Consider the following 17,172-nt stretch of genomic DNA (forward strand, 5'->3'; position numbering starts at 1 on the left):
CGTCCGGTCCTAGGCTGCGACGGGTCGGCTTGCGGCCACGAGGAGGCGAAACTGATGCACGCAGACGAAGCTGTGCTGATTCAGAAGTTGACGAGACTGGGTGTCGATGATCCGCAGGCCGCGGCGCGGTCCGAGATCAGAGAAAACATCCCCCAGTTGGCGTATGCCCGACTAGAACGACTCGTGCGGAGGAATCTGCTGGGCCGACGCGAGAGCATGGACGTCTGGTGGACCAACCTTCAACGTGAGCGAGATCGTCGCCCGGGGTCACCCTCAACGGCTGTCGCAGAGGTGATCGGGAAGTGTCTCGCGGCCGGGATCACCTTGGACGAGCTGGCGGTGATTGTCGAGGACGTCGCGTCCGACACAGCGCAGGGCTTTGCATACCTCCTTGGCGACCCCTGCGACGACGAGCTTGACGACCCGGGCGACCTCCCGTCGTGGGCCCTTTGCGAGGTCAGCTCTGACGACGACGGCGCCAAGCTCACCGGCCGGACGATGGGCGCACTTCATGAATTCCTGGGGCCGACGGAGTAGCGGCCGAGCTGGCGGGGAACTGCTCGCTCATCGGCAGGTTCGGAAGGACATGCCTTGCATGCCGGGCCGAAGAAGTGTCACCACCAAGTGCCCCGGAAGCGTCACCGATGTCCCGAGACATGACATGGTCGAGGAGGGACCCGGCACCGCAACATCGCCTCGCCTCGGCGACCGACGTGAACCCGCCTCGACTCGTGGGTGTTGCCCCATCGCGCGGACAACCATGGCGAATTCCGGTGATCTGACGCCGCGCTGACCGGTGAATGGAGGCCGGTCCGGCTCGGGTTGCAGCGGCTCAGCGGCGGAGGATCAGTCCGCCGGACCTGCTGCCCTCCATACCGGCCGGGACGGCTCACTGGGAGGGGTCTGCGGCTCGGGCGGCCTGTTCGATCCGGTTGCGGTGGGCGGTCCAGTCGACGTTGGGGTCGGTGTTGGTGGTGTTGTCGAGTTGTTCGCGGAGGATGTCGGCGTGGCCGGCGCGGCGGTTCGATTCGGTGAGGACGTGGACCATCACGTTGAACAGCATGACGTCGGGGCGCGGCCACCAGGGGACGGTGGCGCGGGTGTCGATCGGGAGTTCGGCGATGGTGGCGTCGGCGTGCTCGCAGGCGCGGCGATAGTTGGTGAGGACCTGCGCGCGGGTTTCGTGTTCTCTGACCCAGAGGTGGTCGTGGTTCGCGTAGCCGGGATCGGTGAAGCTCGGGAGCGGATCGGCGTACGGGCGGTCGAAGATCTCGCCGAGGTAGCGCGCCTCGGTGATCGTCAGGTGCTTGATCAGGCCGAGCAGATTGGTGCCGGTGTGGGTGAGCGGCCGGCGTACGGCGTACTCGGACAATCCGTCGACTTTCGCCACGAGCCCTTCACGTACCCAGCGGAGAGCGTCGTGCAGAGAGGCCTTCGCGAAATCGTCGATCACACCGCCAATACTCACCCGACGCGGGGTCGCGCCGGAAAGGAGTCACTCGTCCACACCGCGCTGCTCGCGGCGATCGCGTACACCGCGGCGCCACTGGCTTGTTCTGCTGCCCGTTCCCCCTGGTCGCCAAGGTCACCCGACCCCATCCGGCTGGTCACCATGCCCAATGCATCGCCGGCCCGGCGGGCGGCAGTTGGCTGCACCCGGCGATAGCCGGGACCTCCCGCGTCGGCCGGAAACACCGGCGTCGGCCGGGAGGTGTGTGCCGCGCTGTACGGGGAGCGCACGGCGAGGGGAAGTCGCGGAGCGGGCGACGAGGAAGAGGGCTCTGGCTCGGGGTTGGGGTTTAGTCCTCGACGAGTTCGACGGTGGCGGCGTGGCGTTCTGCGAGGGCGCGGTAGACGGTGGCGTTGTGGTCTACGAAGAGTTTGGCGGTGCCGTCGAGTGGGATGACTTTCTTGGCGGGGCTGCCCATGGCGACTGACTCGGGTGGGATGACGGCGCCGGGGGTGACGGTGGAGCCGGCGGCGATGAGGGAGCGGGGGCCGACTACGGCTCCGTCGAGGACGATGGCGCCGTTGCCGACCAGGGCTTGTTCGCCGATGGTGCAGTCGTGGACCAGGCACTGGTGGCCGACGGTCGCGTTCGGGCCGATCTCGCAGCCGTTGTGGCCGACGTGGATGACCGTGTTGTCCTGGATGTTCGCGCCGGCGCGGATCGTGATGGTGCCGAGGTCGGCGCGGATCACGGCGCCGTACCAGATCGACACCCCGGCCTCGACGACGACGTCGCCGACGAGGGTGGCGGTCGGCGCGATCCAGGCGTCGGGGTGGACGGTCGGGCGCTTACCTTCGAACGAGTACAGCGGCATGCGCCACACCCTAGCCAGTGATCGTGATCCCGGAAATCGGCGTACCGGGCCCGCGAGCCTGGCCTCCAACTAGGGTGAGTGGATGCTCAAACCAGTCGCCGGGTTCGCAGCGTTCGGTTTGTTCTGGGGTGCGTGGGGCGCGATCCTGCCCGCGATCCGCGCCGGGGCCGGAGTGAACGACGGCGAGCTCGGTGTGGCGCTGCTGATGATCGGCCTCGGGGCGTTGCTGTCGATGCGGCTGACCGGATACCTCATCGACCGGTACGGCGGCATGGTGCTGCCCGTCGTCATGGTGCTGTTCGCACTCTGCGGCGTATTGCCGGCGCTGGCCGGTTCCGTGGTCCCGCTGAGCGCCGCACTGTTGTTGCTCGGAGCAACTTCAGGCGCGACGGACGTGGCGATCAACGCGGCCGGATCACACGCCGAGGCAGCCACGGGACGCCCGGTGATGAACCTTGCCCACGGCATGTTCTCGGTGGCGGTCGTGGTGGCGAGCCTCGGTACGGCGGGTCTCCGGGCCGCGGGTGTCGGCGCGCTGCCGGTGCTGGGCGGTGCGGCGGCGCTGATCGTGATCACGGCGGTCGTCGCGCTCGCGCCCGGAGCAACCCGCACGGTTCGGACGACGCCCACCGAAGAACGCGCCCGGCTCCAGCCCGTACTGCTCGTGCTCGGCGCACTGTGCGCGCTCGCCTACCTGGTCGAGAACGCCTGGCAGAGCTGGAGCGCCGTTCACCTCGACACCTCGCTGGACGCCCCGGCAGGTCTGGCGTCGATCGCTCCGGCGGTCTTCGCCGCGGCGGCCGCCACCGGCCGCTTCGCCGGCAACGCGTTGCTGCAGCGCATCCAACCGGTGCCGCTCCTGGTCGCCGGCGGGGTGGTGGCCGCGATCGGAACGCTCGTCGCCGCCGCGGCGAGCAACCCGTGGACGGCGCTCGCCGGGATCGGAATCGCCGGTCTCGGTACGTCGGTGTGCGCGCCGACGATCATCGGCATGGCCGGGGCCTGGGCCGGGCCGGAGCGTCGCGCGGGAGCGATCGCGGTGGTGACCACGATCGCGTACCTCGGTTTCCTGGTCGGCCCGGCCGCCGTCGGTGCGCTCTCGTCCGCCTGGTCGCTGCCGACTGCCCTCGCGAGCGTCGCCGTCCTGGCGGTGGTCGTCGCCGCACTCGCCCCAGTGGCGGGACGGCTGGCGGCTTCGCCCCACGGTGAAAGGGATGTGAAAGAGCCAGGGACGAGGCTACGGTGACAGGATCGATCGAGGAGGGTGGCATGACGGAGATCGCGAAGTCGGGGGCCGCGGTGATCAGCCGGGCCGACGGGCGGGACGACGGCGAGGAGTGGACCGAGAACTACACCGAGCTGCCGGGTGGCGCCGGGGTCTCGCTGATTCTCGAGTCGACCACGCAGGAGGGCGTCGGCCCGCGGCTGCACCTGCATCCGTACGCCGAGACGTTCATCATCCGGCGCGGTTCGGCGACGTTCACGGTCGGCGGCGAGGAGATCGTCGGCAGGGCCGGCCAGATCCTGGTGGTCCCGGCCGAGACCCCGCACAAGTTCCGGACCGGCCCCGGCGGCTACGAAGCGGTGCACATCCACGCCAACCCGACCTTCGAAACCACCTGGCTGGAGTAGCTACTCAGGCGGAGTGAACGCGGCCAGCAGGGTCGCGGTGATGTACGGCGCTGCCTCGTCGGAGGTGATCCGGCCGGCCTGGATCTCGGTCGCGGCGCCGTGCATCACGTTGTGCATCACGCTGACCAGCCACGACGTCGGCAGGTCGGTCCGGAACACCCCTTCGCTGCGGCCGCGCTCGAGCAGCCGCTCGACGCGCGCCATCGGATCGGCGTGCAAGTCGCGCACACGGCCGGGCGGCAGCGCGTCCTGAGCCGCGATCAGCAGCGCCCGGTACTGGTCGACCAGGTGCCAGCTCGACGCGATCAACCGGGTCAGCGCCTCCCGCGGGTCTCCGGTCAGATCGACCTGGCCCAGCGTCTCCTCGCCGGTCGCGATTGCCTGCACGAACACCGCGTCGACCAGCTCGGCCCGGGACGGGAAGTGCCCGTACAGCGTGACGCGCCCGACCCCGGCTGCCTTCGCGATCTCCGACGTGCTCACCGCCGGATCACGGCTCAGGCACTCGGCCGCAGCGGTCAGGATCGCCGTGATGTTGCGCTGCGCGTCCGCGCGCCTGGTGGTGACAGCCATCCGGGACCTCCCTGATCTTGAACACCGCTGTACGAATTCCTCTTGTCGAACACCAGTGTACGAGTTACCGTACCGAATATAACCCGTACACACCTGTTCAACTTAAGGACGAGACCATGACTCAACCCGACCCCCGGCGGTGGCGACTGCTGGGGCTGCTCGCCGTCGCGCAGTTCATGCTGATCCTCGACGTCACCGTGGTGGCGATCGCGCTGCCGAACATCGAGACCGACCTCCATCTCCAGCGCGAGACGCTGACCTGGGTGGTCAGTGCGTACACGCTGATGTTCGGCGGCCTGATGCTGCTCGGCGGTCGCGCCGCCGACCTGTTCGGCTCCCGCCGGGTCGTCCTGACCGGCCTGATGGTGTTCACGCTCGCGTCGCTCGTCACGGGACTCGCCAACGGGCCGGAGGTTCTGCTCGGCGGCCGGGTCGCGCAGGGGATCGGCGCCGCGATGCTCTCCCCGGCGGCGTTGGCCGTCGTCACGAAGATTTTCGACGCCGAGGAGCGCAACAAGGCGCTCGGCATCTGGTCCGCGATGGGCGGTGGGGGCGCCGCGATCGGCGTACTGCTCGGTGGTCTGCTCACCGCGGGTCCCGGCTGGCAGTGGGTGTTCTACATCAACCTGCCGATCGGCCTGGTCGTGTTCGCTCTCCTGGTCCGGATGCTGCCGGCCGACCGTCCGAGCGAGCAGCCAGGACGTCTCGACGTACCGGGTGCGCTGCTGGTCACCGCCGGCACAGGTACGGCGATCTACGCGCTGATCAACGCCGGTGACCACGGCTGGCTGTCAGCCGCGACGCTCGGCACGCTGGCCGGAGCCCTTGTGCTGTACGGCGTGTTCGCCTGGGTGCAGCGCACCGTGCGGTCACCGCTGATGGACCTGCGGATCTTCAGCCGCCGTCCCGTCACCGCCGGGACGTTCATGATCCTGGTCGCGACGGCGCTGATGATCTCGATGTTCTTCCTCGGCTCGTTCTACCTGCAGCACTTCCAGGGGTACGGCGCCTTGCGCACCGGCCTGCTGTTCCTCCCGGTGGCGGTCGCCGCGATCGTCGGCGCTCAGCTGGCCGGGCACCTTGTCGGCCGGACCGGTGCGCGGCCGATCGCGATGGCCGGATTCCTGATCACCGCGGCGGGCGTGGCCGTCCCCGCGATCTGGGAGGGTACGGCCGTGATCGTGATCGGGATGACCGTCGGGACGATCGGGCTCGGCGCCGCGTTCGTGGCGGCGTCGACCACGACCTTCGCGCAGATCGACCACCGCGAGGCCGGGCTGGCGTCCGGGATCCTGAGCACGTTCCACGAGTTCGGCGCGTCGCTCGGCGTCGCCGTCGTGTCGAGTGTCGCGGCGGCGAGTCTCGGCGGAACGGTGTCGACCGGGTTCACCCGTGGATTCACGTTCGCCGCGGTCACCGCGGCGGTCGCGGCAGTCCTCGCGCTGGTCGTCGTACCGGCGTTCAAGCCTTCGACCGGAGGGGTTCATGTCCATTGAGATTCGCCGCGCTGCCGGCGCGGACGCGGCAGCCGTGCACACGATGCTGGGGGAGCTGGCCGACTACCAGGACCAGGGCGCGTACCTGACCGCGAGTGTCGCGGACTGGCAAGGATTCCTCGGGCGCGAGGAGGTGGTCGTGCTGATCGCGGAGGTCGGCGGCGCCGTCGCCGGGTACGTTTCGGCACTGCGCCGGCCGTACCTGTGGGTCGGTGGAGACCAGTTGGCGTTGGACGATCTCTACGTTCGCGAACAGTTCCGCGACGCCGGTGTCGGACGGCAGCTCATGCTGGCGCTGGCCCGGTTCGCGCTGCCGGACCGGCTGCCGATCAGTTGGGGGCTGCGTCTGGAGAACACCGCCGGATACCGCTTCTACGAACGCCTCGGCGCCAAGCTGGTCACGAAGACCGTGGCCGGCTGGAGCCCGGAGGCGTACGAGCGTCAGCTGAGCGAATAGGTCGCCGCGACCGGAAGATGGTCGGACGCGAAGCTCACCGGGACCGACACGGCGGTCGTCACCAGTTGCGTGCTGTGCAGCTGGTAGTCGATCCGCTTGGTCGGTAACGGCACGGGACTGGTGAGCCCGAGCCCGAAGCCCTTCTCCGGCCAGGTGTCGGTCCAGTGCGTCGTCAGCGTCCGGACCTCGGTCGACGTCGGTACGGCGTTGAAGTCGCCGACCAGCAGCGTCGCGTCCGGGGCGTCCTTCAGCAGCGCGACGATCGCGTTCACCTGCTCCAGGCGCTCGCCGTCGTTGATCGTCGTCAGGTGCGTGTCGGCGAAGCGCAACGGCGTACCGTTCACGTCGATCACGGCCTCGAGCAGGCCGCGCTGCTCACTGCCCGCGTGCAGCGGCAGCAGGGTGTTGCGGGAATCGACGATCGGGTACTTCGACAGCACGAGGGTTCCGTACTGACGCCGCGGCTTGCCCGGCTCCGCGGGATCCCAGTCCAGGTTGGCGGCGAAGACGTAGTTCATCTGCAACCGCGCCGCCAGCCAGGCCGGCTGGTCCACCCAGTTGCTGCGCGCGTCGAAGAACTTGTCGACCTCCTGCAGGCCGACGACCGCGGCCCCCGACGCCTCGATCGTCTTCGCGACCCGCTCCAGATCGAGCTTGCCGTCGACGCCGGCGCCGTGGTGGATGTTGAACGTCAAGGTCTTCACGGTCGTGGCCTCCACCTTCGCGTGCGCCGTCAACGGTGACACGACTAGCAGTAGGCATCCGGCCAGCGCGGCAAACATCCCCGATCGACGCATGACACACAGTATTTCTGGGCGCCGGGGTCATTACCGGTGTGGAAAGCCCAGCGCCTTCCGGCTTACCGGAACGGCATGGTCGTGCGACGGGCCGGTTCCTAGCGTGAGTTCGGTGCGCAGAACCGTTCCGCCGCAGACCTACTTCGTCGTCAGCGCCGTCTTCCACTACCTCGGCCCCGCGCTGGCGGTGCTGCTGTTCGTCCGCATCGAACCGCTCGGCGTCGCGTGGCTGCGAATCGCCTCGGCCGGACTGATCTTCGCTGTGTGGCGTCGTCCGTGGCGGGCGTGGCAAGTCCTGCCCGGCCCAGCCCGGCGGCTGGTGGCCGGGTGGGGCTTTGTCCTTGCGCTGATGAACTCCTGCTTCTACTTGGCGATCGAGCGCATCCCGCTCGGCACGGTCGCCGCGGCCGAGTTCGCGCCGGTGATTGTGCTCGCGGCGATCGCGGTGCGCAGCCTCCGGAACGTGCTCGCGGTGTTGCTTGCCGTGGTCGGCGTCTATCTCTTGACTGACATCCGCCTGTCGGGGGACTGGATCGGGCTGGTGTTCACGGCGTCGAACGCGCTGCTCTTCGCGGCGTACGTCGTCCTCGGGCATCGCGTGTCGAGGACCGGCGGCCTGCGAAGGATCGACGGGCTTGCACTGGCGATGGGTGTGGCGACGGTGCTCGCGCTACCGGTCGGCGTCTGGGCGGCGGTCCCGGCGTTCATCGACGTCAGGTTGCTGGCCGCCGCGGTCGGCGTCGGGGTGTGCTCGTCGGTGATTCCGTATGTCGCGGACCAGTTGGCGATGGCGCGGCTGAAGCGGTCGACGTTCGCGCTGATGCTGGCGTTGCTGCCCGCCACGGCGACGGTGATCGGTGCCGTCGTCCTGCGACAGATCCCGCAGGCCGCCGAAATCGTGGCGGTCGCGATCATCGTCGCCGCGGTCGGGCTGCATCGCGAACCTAGCTAGGCCGGACGTTGTGGTTGCCGGCGAACACGTTTTCCGGATCGTACTCACGCTTCACCGCCGCCAGCCGTTCGTATGTCGCGGCCGGGTAGACCGCGGCGACGTCGGCGTCCCCGGCGTCGGACAGGAAGTTCGCGTACGCACCGTCGACGTGCGGGCTCAGGCGATCCCACAGCTGCTGCCGGGCCGGGCGCGTCGCCTCGATCACCGGCGGCGGGCCGATCGTGGTGGTGATGAACATCAGGTCTGCCTGGCGGTGCGCGTACGCCGTCGCGTCGTCGGCGACCTGCGCCACCGCGCCGCCCAGGCTGCGGACGGCGATGACCGGAGCGCCCTGTGCCCGGCCGGCCTCGGCGAGGATCCGCAGCACGTCCGGCACGGAATCCTTGTCGACAAAGGCATTCCGTGTCACGAGCCGGATCCCGGGCGGCGGCACCATGCCGTCCACGAGCACCTCGGCGTACGGCGTCAGCGCGACCTCGTCGGCGATCACGGTTCCGAGCGCGCGGATCGGGTCGATCGCCTGCGCGGCGAGGTCCGCGTCGTCACCGTCGTAGGCGACCTGGATCTCCAGCGGCGCGTCCGGGCCGCCGAGGAACGGGTTCGCGAACGACGCGATCGAGGTCAGCTCCACGGGCGCGGTGCGCAGGTACTCCGCCCAGCGGGGCAGCACGTCCGCGATCTCCGCGGCCGGGAAACTCACCTTGCCGAAGAAGATGTCCGTCGTCGGGTGCGCCGCGAAGTCGAACGCGGTCACGATCCCGAGGTTTCCGCCGCCGCCGCGAACGGCCCAGAACAGCTCGGGGTTCTCGTCCGCGGACGCCCGGACGACGTCGCCGGCGGCGGTCACGAGCTCCACCGCGACGAGCGAGTCCAGGGCGAGCCCGTACTTGCGGACCTTCCACCCGATACCGCCGCTCAACGTCAGCCCGCCGACACCGACGCTCTTGGTGTCACCGGACGAGATCGCCAGCCCGTGCGGCGCCAGCGCGGCCGCGACCTGACCCCAGGTGGCGCCGCCCCCGATCCGGACGACGTGCCGCTCCTTGTCGACGAGCTCGACGCCGGCCAGCAAGCCGAGGTCGATCACCACCCCGCCGTCGTTCGTCCCGAATCCTGGGAACGCGTGTCCACCGCCGCGCACCGCGAGCGGCAGCCCGCTGTCCGCGGCGTACCTGACGGCCTTCCGGACGTCCTCGACGTTCGCGGGCCTGAGGACGTACGCCGGGGTGCCCCCGACCAGCACGGTCCGGCTCGCGGCGTCGTACCCCTCGTCCTCCGGTCCGACAATCTCTCCAGCGAATCCTTCGACTACAGCGCTCATGACGTTCCTTCGTGTTTGCCCTCATCGAACAAACACCTGACGTCCGCCAGGGCCCGGATGTGACGTGACCAACCAGACATCACACACCGGGGGCCTATTTCGTCTGCGCTGTCGATTCCCGGGCGGGCTAGGCGAGCGGTGCCGCTGCAAGGATGGTGTGGTGATTTATCAGTTCTCGGTCGGGCGGTTGGAGTGCGTGGTGGTGAGCGATGGCCAGCCCGGGCCGCCGTTCGAGCCGTCGCTGGGTGATTTCTACACGCCTGAGTCAGGAGTGCCGGCCGACGTACTGCGGGACGCCTGCCGGGGGCGCTCGACACTGACCTGCGGCTACAACTGCCTGTTCGTCGGCACGCCGGACGGGACGGCGGTGGTCGACACCGGGCTGGGGGCGAGCTTCCTCGGGTACGGCGAGTACATCGAACCGCTCGTCGGGAAACTCGGGGACGGGATGACCTCCGTCGGCCTGTCCCGCTCGAACCTGGCCGCGGTCGTCTTCACGCACCTGCACCAGGACCACTCCCGCGGTGCGATCTGGTCGGGGGAGTTGACCTTCCCCGACGCGACCGCGTTCGCGCATTCCGCGGAGGTCGCGTTCTGGTCAGGCTCGGTCGATCTCCCGTCGGCGCGACCGCATCTCGAAGTCGCCCGCGAAACCATCCGATTGTTCGGCGAGAAGCTGCGCCCCTTCGAGTACGGCGCCGAGATCCTCCCCGGCGTACAAGCGATCGCTGCCCCTGGCCATACTCCCGGGCACGCGGCGATCCTCCTGCAGTCCCAGGGGGAACGCCTGCTGTGTGTGGGGGACACCTTCTACGACCCGCTCCAACTCACCAACCCGACCTGGGCCACCCCGTGGGACCTGGACGCACCGGCCTCGGTCGCGAGCCGTCGCCACCTGCTGGAACGCGCTGCTGACGAGCAGATCCTCGTGCACGCCTACCATCTCCCGTTCCCAGGCCTGGGTCACGTCCAGCGCGACGGTTCGACCTTCACGTGGCACCCGCTCCACGATCGCTAAGCAAGGCAGGTGCGGAGGGCGTCGATGAGGCGGGTGGCTCGGGGGTCGCCGTGGCCGAGCATCCGGTTGGCGGTGTAGGCGAAGGCGATGCCGTGCTCGTCGTCGCCGAAGGCGAACTGCCCGCCGGCGCCGTCGTTGCCGAAGCTGCGGGGGCCGAGGGTCGGGCGGAAGGGGGAGTCGAGCAGGAAACCGGAGCCCCAGCGGGCGCCGGCGTCGAAGCCGAGGAATCCGGCGCCGGAGGAGAGCTCACGCACCGCGTCGCCGACGGTCTCGGGGGACAGCAGCCGCGCGGATCCGTCGATGCCGGTGACGGCCGCGGCGTACACGCCGGCCAGGCCGCTCGCGGACGCGACCGCACCGGCCCCGGGAAGTTCCATCCCCAGCAGGTCGGGATCGTTCCACCCGTGCGGTACGTCGAGACCGGGGAACTCGAGCGCCCCGTTCATCGTGACGATCCGCATCAGCAGGTGCTGAGGATCGAGCGCAGGCGGCCGCCCGGGAGCCTCCTCCAGGCGCGCCAGCGTCGGCAGCTCCGCGGCCGGTAACCCGATCCATGCCCGCAGCCCGAGCGGGTCGCCGACGACGGTCCGGAAGTACGCTCCAGGCAGTTGCCCGGTGATCCGCCGGACAACCTCACCGAGCACGAACCCGAACACGTGCCCGTGGTATTCGAACGCCGTCCCCGGCTCCCACAGCGGCTTCTGCTCCTCGATCGCCTTGATCACCGGGGTCCACTCGGCGATCTCCTCGAACGTGAGCGTCGTGTCCAGCACCGGGATCCCGGCCCGGTGACCGAGCACCATCCGGCACGTGATCGCGTCCTTGCCCTCCGCAACGAATTCCGGCCAGTACGTCCCGATCGGCGCGTCCAGGTCGAGCCGCCCGTCCTGCGCCAGCAGGTGGACGACGACACTCACCGGCCCTTTCGCGCAGGAGAACACCGGTACGACGGTCTCGCGCGTCCACGGCCGCCCCGGCGCCGCATCTCCGTCCCAGAGCTCGACCACCCGGCGGCCGCCGGCGTACACGCTGACCGCCGCACCCAGCTCGGGGAACAGCGAGAAGTTCTCCGTGAAGGCGTCCGCGACCGCACCGAACCCGTCATCTGCCCAACCCTGACTCATGGGCACGACGATAGATCCGGCACGGCCGCGACGACGATCGAATTACGGAAGGACCCACTTCTGGTTCAGCGCGCTGTTGCAGGTGTTGAGGATCAGCTTCGTACCGTTCGCGGTGGACCCGCCGGTTGCGTCGAGACAGAGCCCCGAGGCGGCGTTGACGAAAGCGCCGTTGGTCTGTGGGATCCACCGCTGACCGGCCGAGTTGTCGCAGCTCCACAACACCGCCGGCGTGCCGACAGCGGTGCCGCGCGCGGAGAGGCACTTGCCCATCGTGCGGATGGTGCCGTCGTCGGTGGACGGGGTCCACTGCTGGTTCACGGAGCCCTTGCAGGTGTAGAGCGTCGTCGGCGTACCGTCCGCGGTCAGCGCCTGGTAGACGTCGATGCACTTGCCGCCGATCCCGGTCGCGGGGCCGGTGTCCTGGAACACCCCGAACTCCCAGAAGGAGTAGTAGCTCCCGGCAACAGCTCGCTTCGTCGCGACGATCCGGACGTACCGCGCGTAGTTCGCTGCGAACTTGATGTTGTCCGTCCCGCCGTCGCCGCCCACGCTCGACGCCACCGTCTTCCACGTGCGCCCGCTCCCGGACACCTGGATCTGGAACGCCTTCGCGTACGCCGTCGACAGCCAGTTCATCATCACCCGGTTGACGACCTGCACCGAGCCGAGATCGACCTGGAACCACTGCGGGTCCGTCCGTGCGCTCGACCAGGCGGTGCTCATCGAACCGTCCACGGCCTTGGACGGCTCACGCCCGGCGATATAGACGCTCGAGGCGACAGCCGGCCGGCCGCGGGCGAGGTTCCGCTTGAGGCCGAAGGCGGCCCGATACGTCGCAGCCGTCGCCGGCGCGATCAGGTTGTGGTCGCGTGCCCCGCCGTCGGACCACAGACCGAACCGGTAGAGCTGGTTCGCCACGTTCTGCACGGGATCCGTCGCGACCGACACACTCGAACCGATGATCGTCGTGGCGCCGAGCGGACTCTTGCCGCTCTTGTCCTGAACCGTCACCGGCAACCCCGCGGGCGTGGTCGTGAACGTGGTCGTCACGGTCTTCGGATCGAGCCGCACGCTCTTCGAATCGGTCAGCCCCTGAGCGTCCCGCGCGGTCAGCTTCAGTTCCAGGTACGACGGATATTCGTGGTCCGGCGCCGTGAACGAGCCGCTCGCCCCGCTCAGTGAGGTGATCGTGTGCGTGTGGCAGTCGCTCGGGCAATGATGCATGATCAACGACCAGGTGAGCGCGGACGCCGGCAGCGTGCCCTGCTCGGGATCCGTCGCCGAACCCGAGAAGTTGATGGAGTCCCCAACCTTCCAGGTCAGCGCCGGACCTGGCGACGTGATCGTCGCGGTCGGCGCGGTGTTGGCGACGTTGATCTGCGTCGACGTCGTACTGCTCGCCGTTCCGTCCGACACCCGCAGGCGCGCGGTCACGGTGCCGGTCGTCGTGTACGTGTGCTGCACGGTCGCGGCCGTCGAGTCGTCGTACGCCCCGTCGCCGTCGAGGTCCCACGCGTAGGTGAGCGCATCGCCGTCGGCGTCGTTCGACGCGGTCCCGTCGAACGTCACCGTCAACGGAGTCGGCCCGCTCGACGGGTCGGCCTGGATCACCGCGGTCGGTGGGTTGTTGGTGCCGTTGTAGACGTAGCGCAGGATCCGGCCGTTGTCGTAGTCGACCGTGAAGAGGTCGCCCCCGGGGCCGGTCTGCAGACGCGTCGCGCCGTATCCGGAGGCGAAGAGCTGGATGTTCGCGGTGTCCGGGAGACCGTTGCTGCCCTTCATCATCGCCCACACGCATTTGCGGCTGTAGTCGGTGAAGAACAGCGCACCGTCGTACGTCGACGGGTAGTTCCCGCCCTTGTAGAAGGACAATCCGGAGATCGACGAGCTGCCGGCGGTGCAGGTGTCGGCGATCTTGTCGGCGTGCCGGTAGGCGTAGTACGGCGCGGCGACCGCGGACGAGCCGGCCGCGTACAGGTTCTCGCAGAGGGAGACGTTCGCGCTGTCGTACCCGGGCTGGCGGGCGGGGCCTTCGTAGCACGGCCAGCCGAAGTTCGTGACGCCCGCTGTCGGTACGACGATGCGGTCGATCTCCTCCCAGGTCGAGTACCCGACGTCGCCGATCCACAACTCGTTCGTCCCCGGCCGGAACGTGAACCGCATCGGGTTCCGCAGGCCCTCGGCGACGATCCGGCGGGCGTTCAGGTCGGGGCTGGAGATCAGCGGGTTGTTCGGTGCGGCCTGCCCGGTGTCGGGGTCGATGCGGATGATCGACCCGTCGAGGCCGGCCGGATCGCCCGCGGTTCGCAGGTCCTGTGCGCGCAGCGCGCCGCCCTCGGCGGTCGGCGGCAGGAGTGTCGCGCCGACCGGCGCAGGTCCGTCGCCGCACGGGTTGTCGGGGGTCACGTCGGACGTGGTGTAGCCGTCCTGCCCGTAATCGACGTAGTTGAAGCTCGCGCCGTCACCGCCGCCGGCGTACAGGTAGCCGTCCGGGCCGAACTCGATCGAACCGATCGAGTGGCTCGGGTACTGCTGGCACCAGTCCTCGACGAGCACCTGCTCCGCGCCGTTCGCGTTCAGCACCGAGAGCCGTGCACTGGCCTGGCAGCCGTCGGCGGTCGGACCGGGCGGCGACGGGCACGGGTCGGCGTCGGTGTCCGGCGTACCCCACTTCGGAGTCGGACCGCCGATCAGGCCGTCGTGCGTGTACAACACGTAGATCCGCGGATCCGCAGGGAAATCGGGATGCAGCGCGAGGCCGAGCAGCCCGCGGTCCCAGTAGTTGTGCACCTCGGTGCGCAGGTCGGCGTACACACTCGGCGTCGGATCGTCGAGTGAGTCGAAGACCTTGATCAGGCCGCTCTTCTCGGCGACGAACACCCGGCCGTCCGGTGAGAACGCGACGTTCGTCGGACTGTCGAGCCCGCTGAACACCACTTGCTCACTGAAACCGGTGGGCGTGACTGCAGCCCGTGCCGGTGTGGTCGCGACGACCGGCAGCAGCAGTACCACGCACAGAGTGGACAGCGCACGGCGCAGCCACTGGGCAGATATCCTCACGAAGCCCCCCAGGCCGAAGTTCCGGCGCCCGTCCCCACAACCCCCTGCGGGCACTCGGATCGCGTCAGGATGACGTCCGGCACAGATACTGCGCAAGCCCCGGCCCGCATTCGTTTCGAACAATCCACCGCGCGATCACTCGGCCGGTCGGACCGGGCACACTGGGCTGATGATTCGCAGCGTCCGGGAGTTGCCGACAGGCCCCGGCGTCTACCGTTTCCGGGACGACGCCGGGAAGGTCCTGTACATCGGGCGGGCCCGCAACCTGCGCCGGCGCGTGCAGTCGTACTGGGTGAATCTCGGCGACCGGCCGCATCTGCGCCGGATGGTGCGGCGGATCGCCCGCGTGGAAGGTGTCTGGTGCGACTCCGAACACGAAGCGGCATGGCTCGAACGCAATCTGCTCGAACACTCCAAGCCGCGGTGGAACCGGACCGAGGGCGGCGCGGAGGTGGTCGGCTACATCCGGCTCGGCGACGGAACGAAACCCGGCTTGCGGTTCGAGCACCTGATCAGCGGGAATGCGCTGCATTTCGGTCCGTACCTCGGCGGGTTGCGGATCCGCCAGGCGATCTCCGGCCTGCACCGGGTGCTGCCGCTGCAGTACACCGTCGCGGGTGACGGTTCGGCCGAGGAGTTCGGGCGGCTGTTCGGGATCGGGCCAGGTGATCGGGACGCGCTGACGCGCACCGCGATCGCCGTACTGCAACGGGATCCGGCCGCGGTCGGGGCGTTGCGCGACGAGCTGGTCCGGCGGCGTGATCGGGCGGCGGCGGAGTTGCGGTACGAGTTCGCGGCCAAGGTGCAGGGCGAGATCGAGGCGCTCGACTGGATCTGTGCGGAGCAGAAGGTCGCGTGGCTCGAGCCGCGGGACGCGGACGTGTACGGGTGGGCGGACGGCGTACTCGTGCGGTTCGAGCTGCGCGGCGGGCGGATGTGCACGTGGACGCAACGCGCGGCCGGTGAGGCTGTGGCGCGGAAGCGGGTCGCCGAGACGCCCGAGTTGTGGCGGGCCTTCGCCCGGCGGAACGCCGAGCTGGCCGCTCGTCTGCTCACGGTGACTTCCTGATTACCTAGCATTGGCTTCCATGACCCAGCCGCCGGTCCCGCCCCAGCAGCCGCCGTACCCGGGTTTTCCGCCGCCCGCTCCTCGTCGCACCTGGGTGCCGTTGGTGATCGTCGGCGGTCTCCTGCTGGTGCTCGTCGCCGTGGTCGCGACCGGCCTCGTGGTCTTCCTGAACCGCGACCACGACGGCAAACCCAGGGCCAGCAGCTCGACCCCGGCCGGCCGGACCAAGCCGTCCGATCCGGCCGCGGTCGAGTTCCGCCGGGTCCTGACGGTTGCGCAGGGCACCTGCTCGACTCCGGCACGTTCGGGGACGGCCTGCGACGACCAGGGGAACCGCTACACGCTCGGCAAGGTCGAGCTCGACGGCCGCAACGTGTCCGAGGTGAAGGCGGCGATCCAGCAGAACGGCGCCAGTGGATGGTACGTCGGCCTGACGCTCGACGCGCAAGGCGCCAAGCTCTTCGAGCAACTCACGGCAGCCGTCGCCCAGCAGCAACCACCAGCGAACCAGCTCGCGATCGTGGTGCGCGGCCAGGTCGTCGCTGCACCGTCCGTCCAGTCGGCGATCCCGGGTGGCAAGATCGAGATCTCCGGCTCCTACACCCGCGACACCGCCGAGGAACTCGCCGCCAAGATCACCGGTTGATCTTCCAGGTCAGCGTTTCGCCCGAGTACTTGAACCGGACGGTCACCTGCGGGACAGCTCCCGGCCACGGCGTGTGCTCCAGGCGGCGGTACACGTAGTACCCGTCCTTGACCTCGGCGAGGCCGATGTGACCGTCGGCGGTCTCGACCCTGACCACCGCCAGCCCGGTCGGCCCGCTGTCCACACTGCCGAACACGCTTGTCACGCTCGACCCGGGCAGCTCGCGCACCGCGTTCTTGCGCACGACGATGCCGTTCACTGCCCCACCGGGCACGACCGACTGTCGGGCGCCGTCGCCGCGCTGGGTCGTGCAGAACGCCACGACCTTCGGGTCGTCGGGCGACCGGTAGACCATCGACATCCCGAAATCGTCCTGGGCGTACACGACGAGCGTCCAGCGGTTCCACGCGGGGACCGGCGTGCCATCGGCCGTCGTGCACAGACCGGTACTGCCGTCGGGGCCGACGGACGGCCCGGTGGTGCTCGGCGCGACGGGGACGTCGCTGGACCGGTTGATCGTGTCGACCGCGACCGTGGTCGCACCCGCCACCACCGCGACGGCCGCAATGGTCGCGAGCACACCGGTTGTACGGCGTCGGCGGACCTGCCGTCGGCCGGTCCGCACCAGCGCGTCCAGATCGGGCACGTACGGCGCCTGGGCGTCGACGGCCTCGGTCATCAGCTCCTTGAGATGGGTCGTCAT

General features: G+C 69.4%; 17 protein-coding genes. 9 read left to right on the plus strand and 8 right to left on the minus strand.

Annotation, left to right across the window (positions count from 1 at the left end; all coding sequences use genetic code 11):
* Nucleotides 1-54 precede the first annotated feature (54 nt).
* On the plus strand, nucleotides 55-537 hold the full coding sequence (locus tag ABZX12_RS22545; RefSeq protein WP_355695937.1) for a hypothetical protein: 483 nt from the start codon (nucleotides 55-57) through the stop codon (nucleotides 535-537).
* 352 nt (nucleotides 538-889) lie between these two features.
* Here the strand turns inward: ABZX12_RS22545 and ABZX12_RS22550 are convergent, their stop codons facing one another.
* Nucleotides 890-1,453 (minus strand): DinB family protein, encoded by a 564-nt coding sequence (locus ABZX12_RS22550; RefSeq protein ID WP_355695939.1) that lies wholly within the window; start codon nucleotides 1,451-1,453, stop codon nucleotides 890-892.
* 346 nt (nucleotides 1,454-1,799) lie between these two features.
* The gene (locus ABZX12_RS22555; RefSeq protein WP_355695941.1) at nucleotides 1,800-2,324 is read right to left on the minus strand and encodes a gamma carbonic anhydrase family protein; all 525 of its coding nucleotides are present in this window, start codon (nucleotides 2,322-2,324) and stop codon (nucleotides 1,800-1,802) included.
* An 82-nt stretch (nucleotides 2,325-2,406) separates the two neighbouring features.
* On the opposite strand from ABZX12_RS22555, the gene ABZX12_RS22560 reads away from it, so the two are divergent.
* Entirely contained in the window at nucleotides 2,407-3,570 is a 1,164-nt protein-coding gene (locus ABZX12_RS22560; RefSeq protein ID WP_355695942.1) for an MFS transporter, read from the plus strand.
* Nucleotides 3,571-3,593: 23 nt separating this feature from the next.
* Nucleotides 3,594-3,956 (plus strand): cupin domain-containing protein, encoded by a 363-nt coding sequence (locus tag ABZX12_RS22565; RefSeq protein WP_355695944.1) that lies wholly within the window; start codon nucleotides 3,594-3,596, stop codon nucleotides 3,954-3,956.
* Here the strand turns inward: ABZX12_RS22565 and ABZX12_RS22570 are convergent, their stop codons facing one another.
* Complete coding sequence (locus tag ABZX12_RS22570) at nucleotides 3,957-4,529, minus strand: TetR/AcrR family transcriptional regulator (protein ID WP_355695945.1); 573 nt, start codon at nucleotides 4,527-4,529, stop codon at nucleotides 3,957-3,959.
* Nucleotides 4,530-4,645: 116 nt separating this feature from the next.
* Here ABZX12_RS22570 and ABZX12_RS22575 point away from each other — a divergent pair, with 116 nt between their 5' ends.
* Both ABZX12_RS22575 and ABZX12_RS22580 read left to right on the plus strand, forming a co-directional pair.
* Entirely contained in the window at nucleotides 4,646-6,025 is a 1,380-nt protein-coding gene (locus ABZX12_RS22575) for an MFS transporter (protein ID WP_355695947.1), read from the plus strand.
* A complete protein-coding gene (locus ABZX12_RS22580) occupies nucleotides 6,015-6,482 on the plus strand; it encodes a GNAT family N-acetyltransferase (RefSeq protein ID WP_355695949.1) in 468 nt (155 codons plus the stop codon). The genes ABZX12_RS22575 and ABZX12_RS22580 overlap by 11 nt, the downstream gene beginning before the upstream one ends.
* Here ABZX12_RS22580 and ABZX12_RS22585 read toward each other — a convergent pair.
* Nucleotides 6,467-7,279 (minus strand): endonuclease/exonuclease/phosphatase family protein, encoded by an 813-nt coding sequence (locus ABZX12_RS22585; protein ID WP_355695950.1) that lies wholly within the window; start codon nucleotides 7,277-7,279, stop codon nucleotides 6,467-6,469. The genes ABZX12_RS22580 and ABZX12_RS22585 overlap by 16 nt on opposite strands.
* Nucleotides 7,280-7,391: 112 nt before the next feature.
* On the opposite strand from ABZX12_RS22585, the gene ABZX12_RS22590 reads away from it, so the two are divergent.
* Nucleotides 7,392-8,231 (plus strand): EamA family transporter, encoded by an 840-nt coding sequence (locus ABZX12_RS22590; RefSeq protein ID WP_355695952.1) that lies wholly within the window; start codon nucleotides 7,392-7,394, stop codon nucleotides 8,229-8,231.
* Here ABZX12_RS22590 and ABZX12_RS22595 read toward each other — a convergent pair.
* On the minus strand, nucleotides 8,224-9,552 hold the full coding sequence (locus ABZX12_RS22595; RefSeq protein ID WP_355695954.1) for an FAD-binding oxidoreductase: 1,329 nt from the start codon (nucleotides 9,550-9,552) through the stop codon (nucleotides 8,224-8,226). The two genes, ABZX12_RS22590 and ABZX12_RS22595, sit on opposite strands and share 8 nt — an antisense overlap.
* A gap of 160 nt (nucleotides 9,553-9,712) precedes the next feature.
* Between ABZX12_RS22595 and ABZX12_RS22600 the strand changes: the two genes are divergently transcribed.
* Nucleotides 9,713-10,570 carry an MBL fold metallo-hydrolase gene (locus tag ABZX12_RS22600; RefSeq protein WP_355695956.1) on the plus strand — a complete coding sequence of 286 codons (858 nt, stop codon included), beginning with the start codon at nucleotides 9,713-9,715 and terminating at the stop codon, nucleotides 10,568-10,570.
* Here the strand turns inward: ABZX12_RS22600 and ABZX12_RS22605 are convergent.
* Nucleotides 10,567-11,694 carry a serine hydrolase domain-containing protein gene (locus ABZX12_RS22605; protein ID WP_355695958.1) on the minus strand — a complete coding sequence of 376 codons (1,128 nt, stop codon included), beginning with the start codon at nucleotides 11,692-11,694 and terminating at the stop codon, nucleotides 10,567-10,569. The genes ABZX12_RS22600 and ABZX12_RS22605 overlap by 4 nt on opposite strands.
* Nucleotides 11,695-11,736: 42 nt before the next feature.
* Nucleotides 11,737-14,706 carry a PQQ-dependent sugar dehydrogenase gene (locus ABZX12_RS22610; RefSeq protein WP_355695960.1) on the minus strand — a complete coding sequence of 990 codons (2,970 nt, stop codon included), beginning with the start codon at nucleotides 14,704-14,706 and terminating at the stop codon, nucleotides 11,737-11,739.
* Nucleotides 14,707-14,923: 217 nt separating this feature from the next.
* Between ABZX12_RS22610 and ABZX12_RS22615 the strand changes: the two genes are divergently transcribed.
* Together ABZX12_RS22615 and ABZX12_RS22620 are read left to right on the plus strand one after the other, a co-directional pair.
* Entirely contained in the window at nucleotides 14,924-15,823 is a 900-nt protein-coding gene (locus ABZX12_RS22615; protein WP_355695962.1) for a GIY-YIG nuclease family protein, read from the plus strand.
* A 19-nt stretch (nucleotides 15,824-15,842) separates the two neighbouring features.
* A complete protein-coding gene (locus ABZX12_RS22620) occupies nucleotides 15,843-16,469 on the plus strand; it encodes a hypothetical protein (protein ID WP_355695964.1) in 627 nt (208 codons plus the stop codon).
* Here the strand turns inward: ABZX12_RS22620 and ABZX12_RS22625 are convergent.
* Nucleotides 16,459-17,172 carry a hypothetical protein gene (locus ABZX12_RS22625; protein ID WP_355695966.1) on the minus strand — a complete coding sequence of 238 codons (714 nt, stop codon included), beginning with the start codon at nucleotides 17,170-17,172 and terminating at the stop codon, nucleotides 16,459-16,461. The genes ABZX12_RS22620 and ABZX12_RS22625 overlap by 11 nt on opposite strands.

This window comes from Kribbella sp. NPDC003505 (assembly GCF_040610875.1).
Classification (GTDB): Bacteria; Actinomycetota; Actinomycetes; order Propionibacteriales; family Kribbellaceae; genus Kribbella.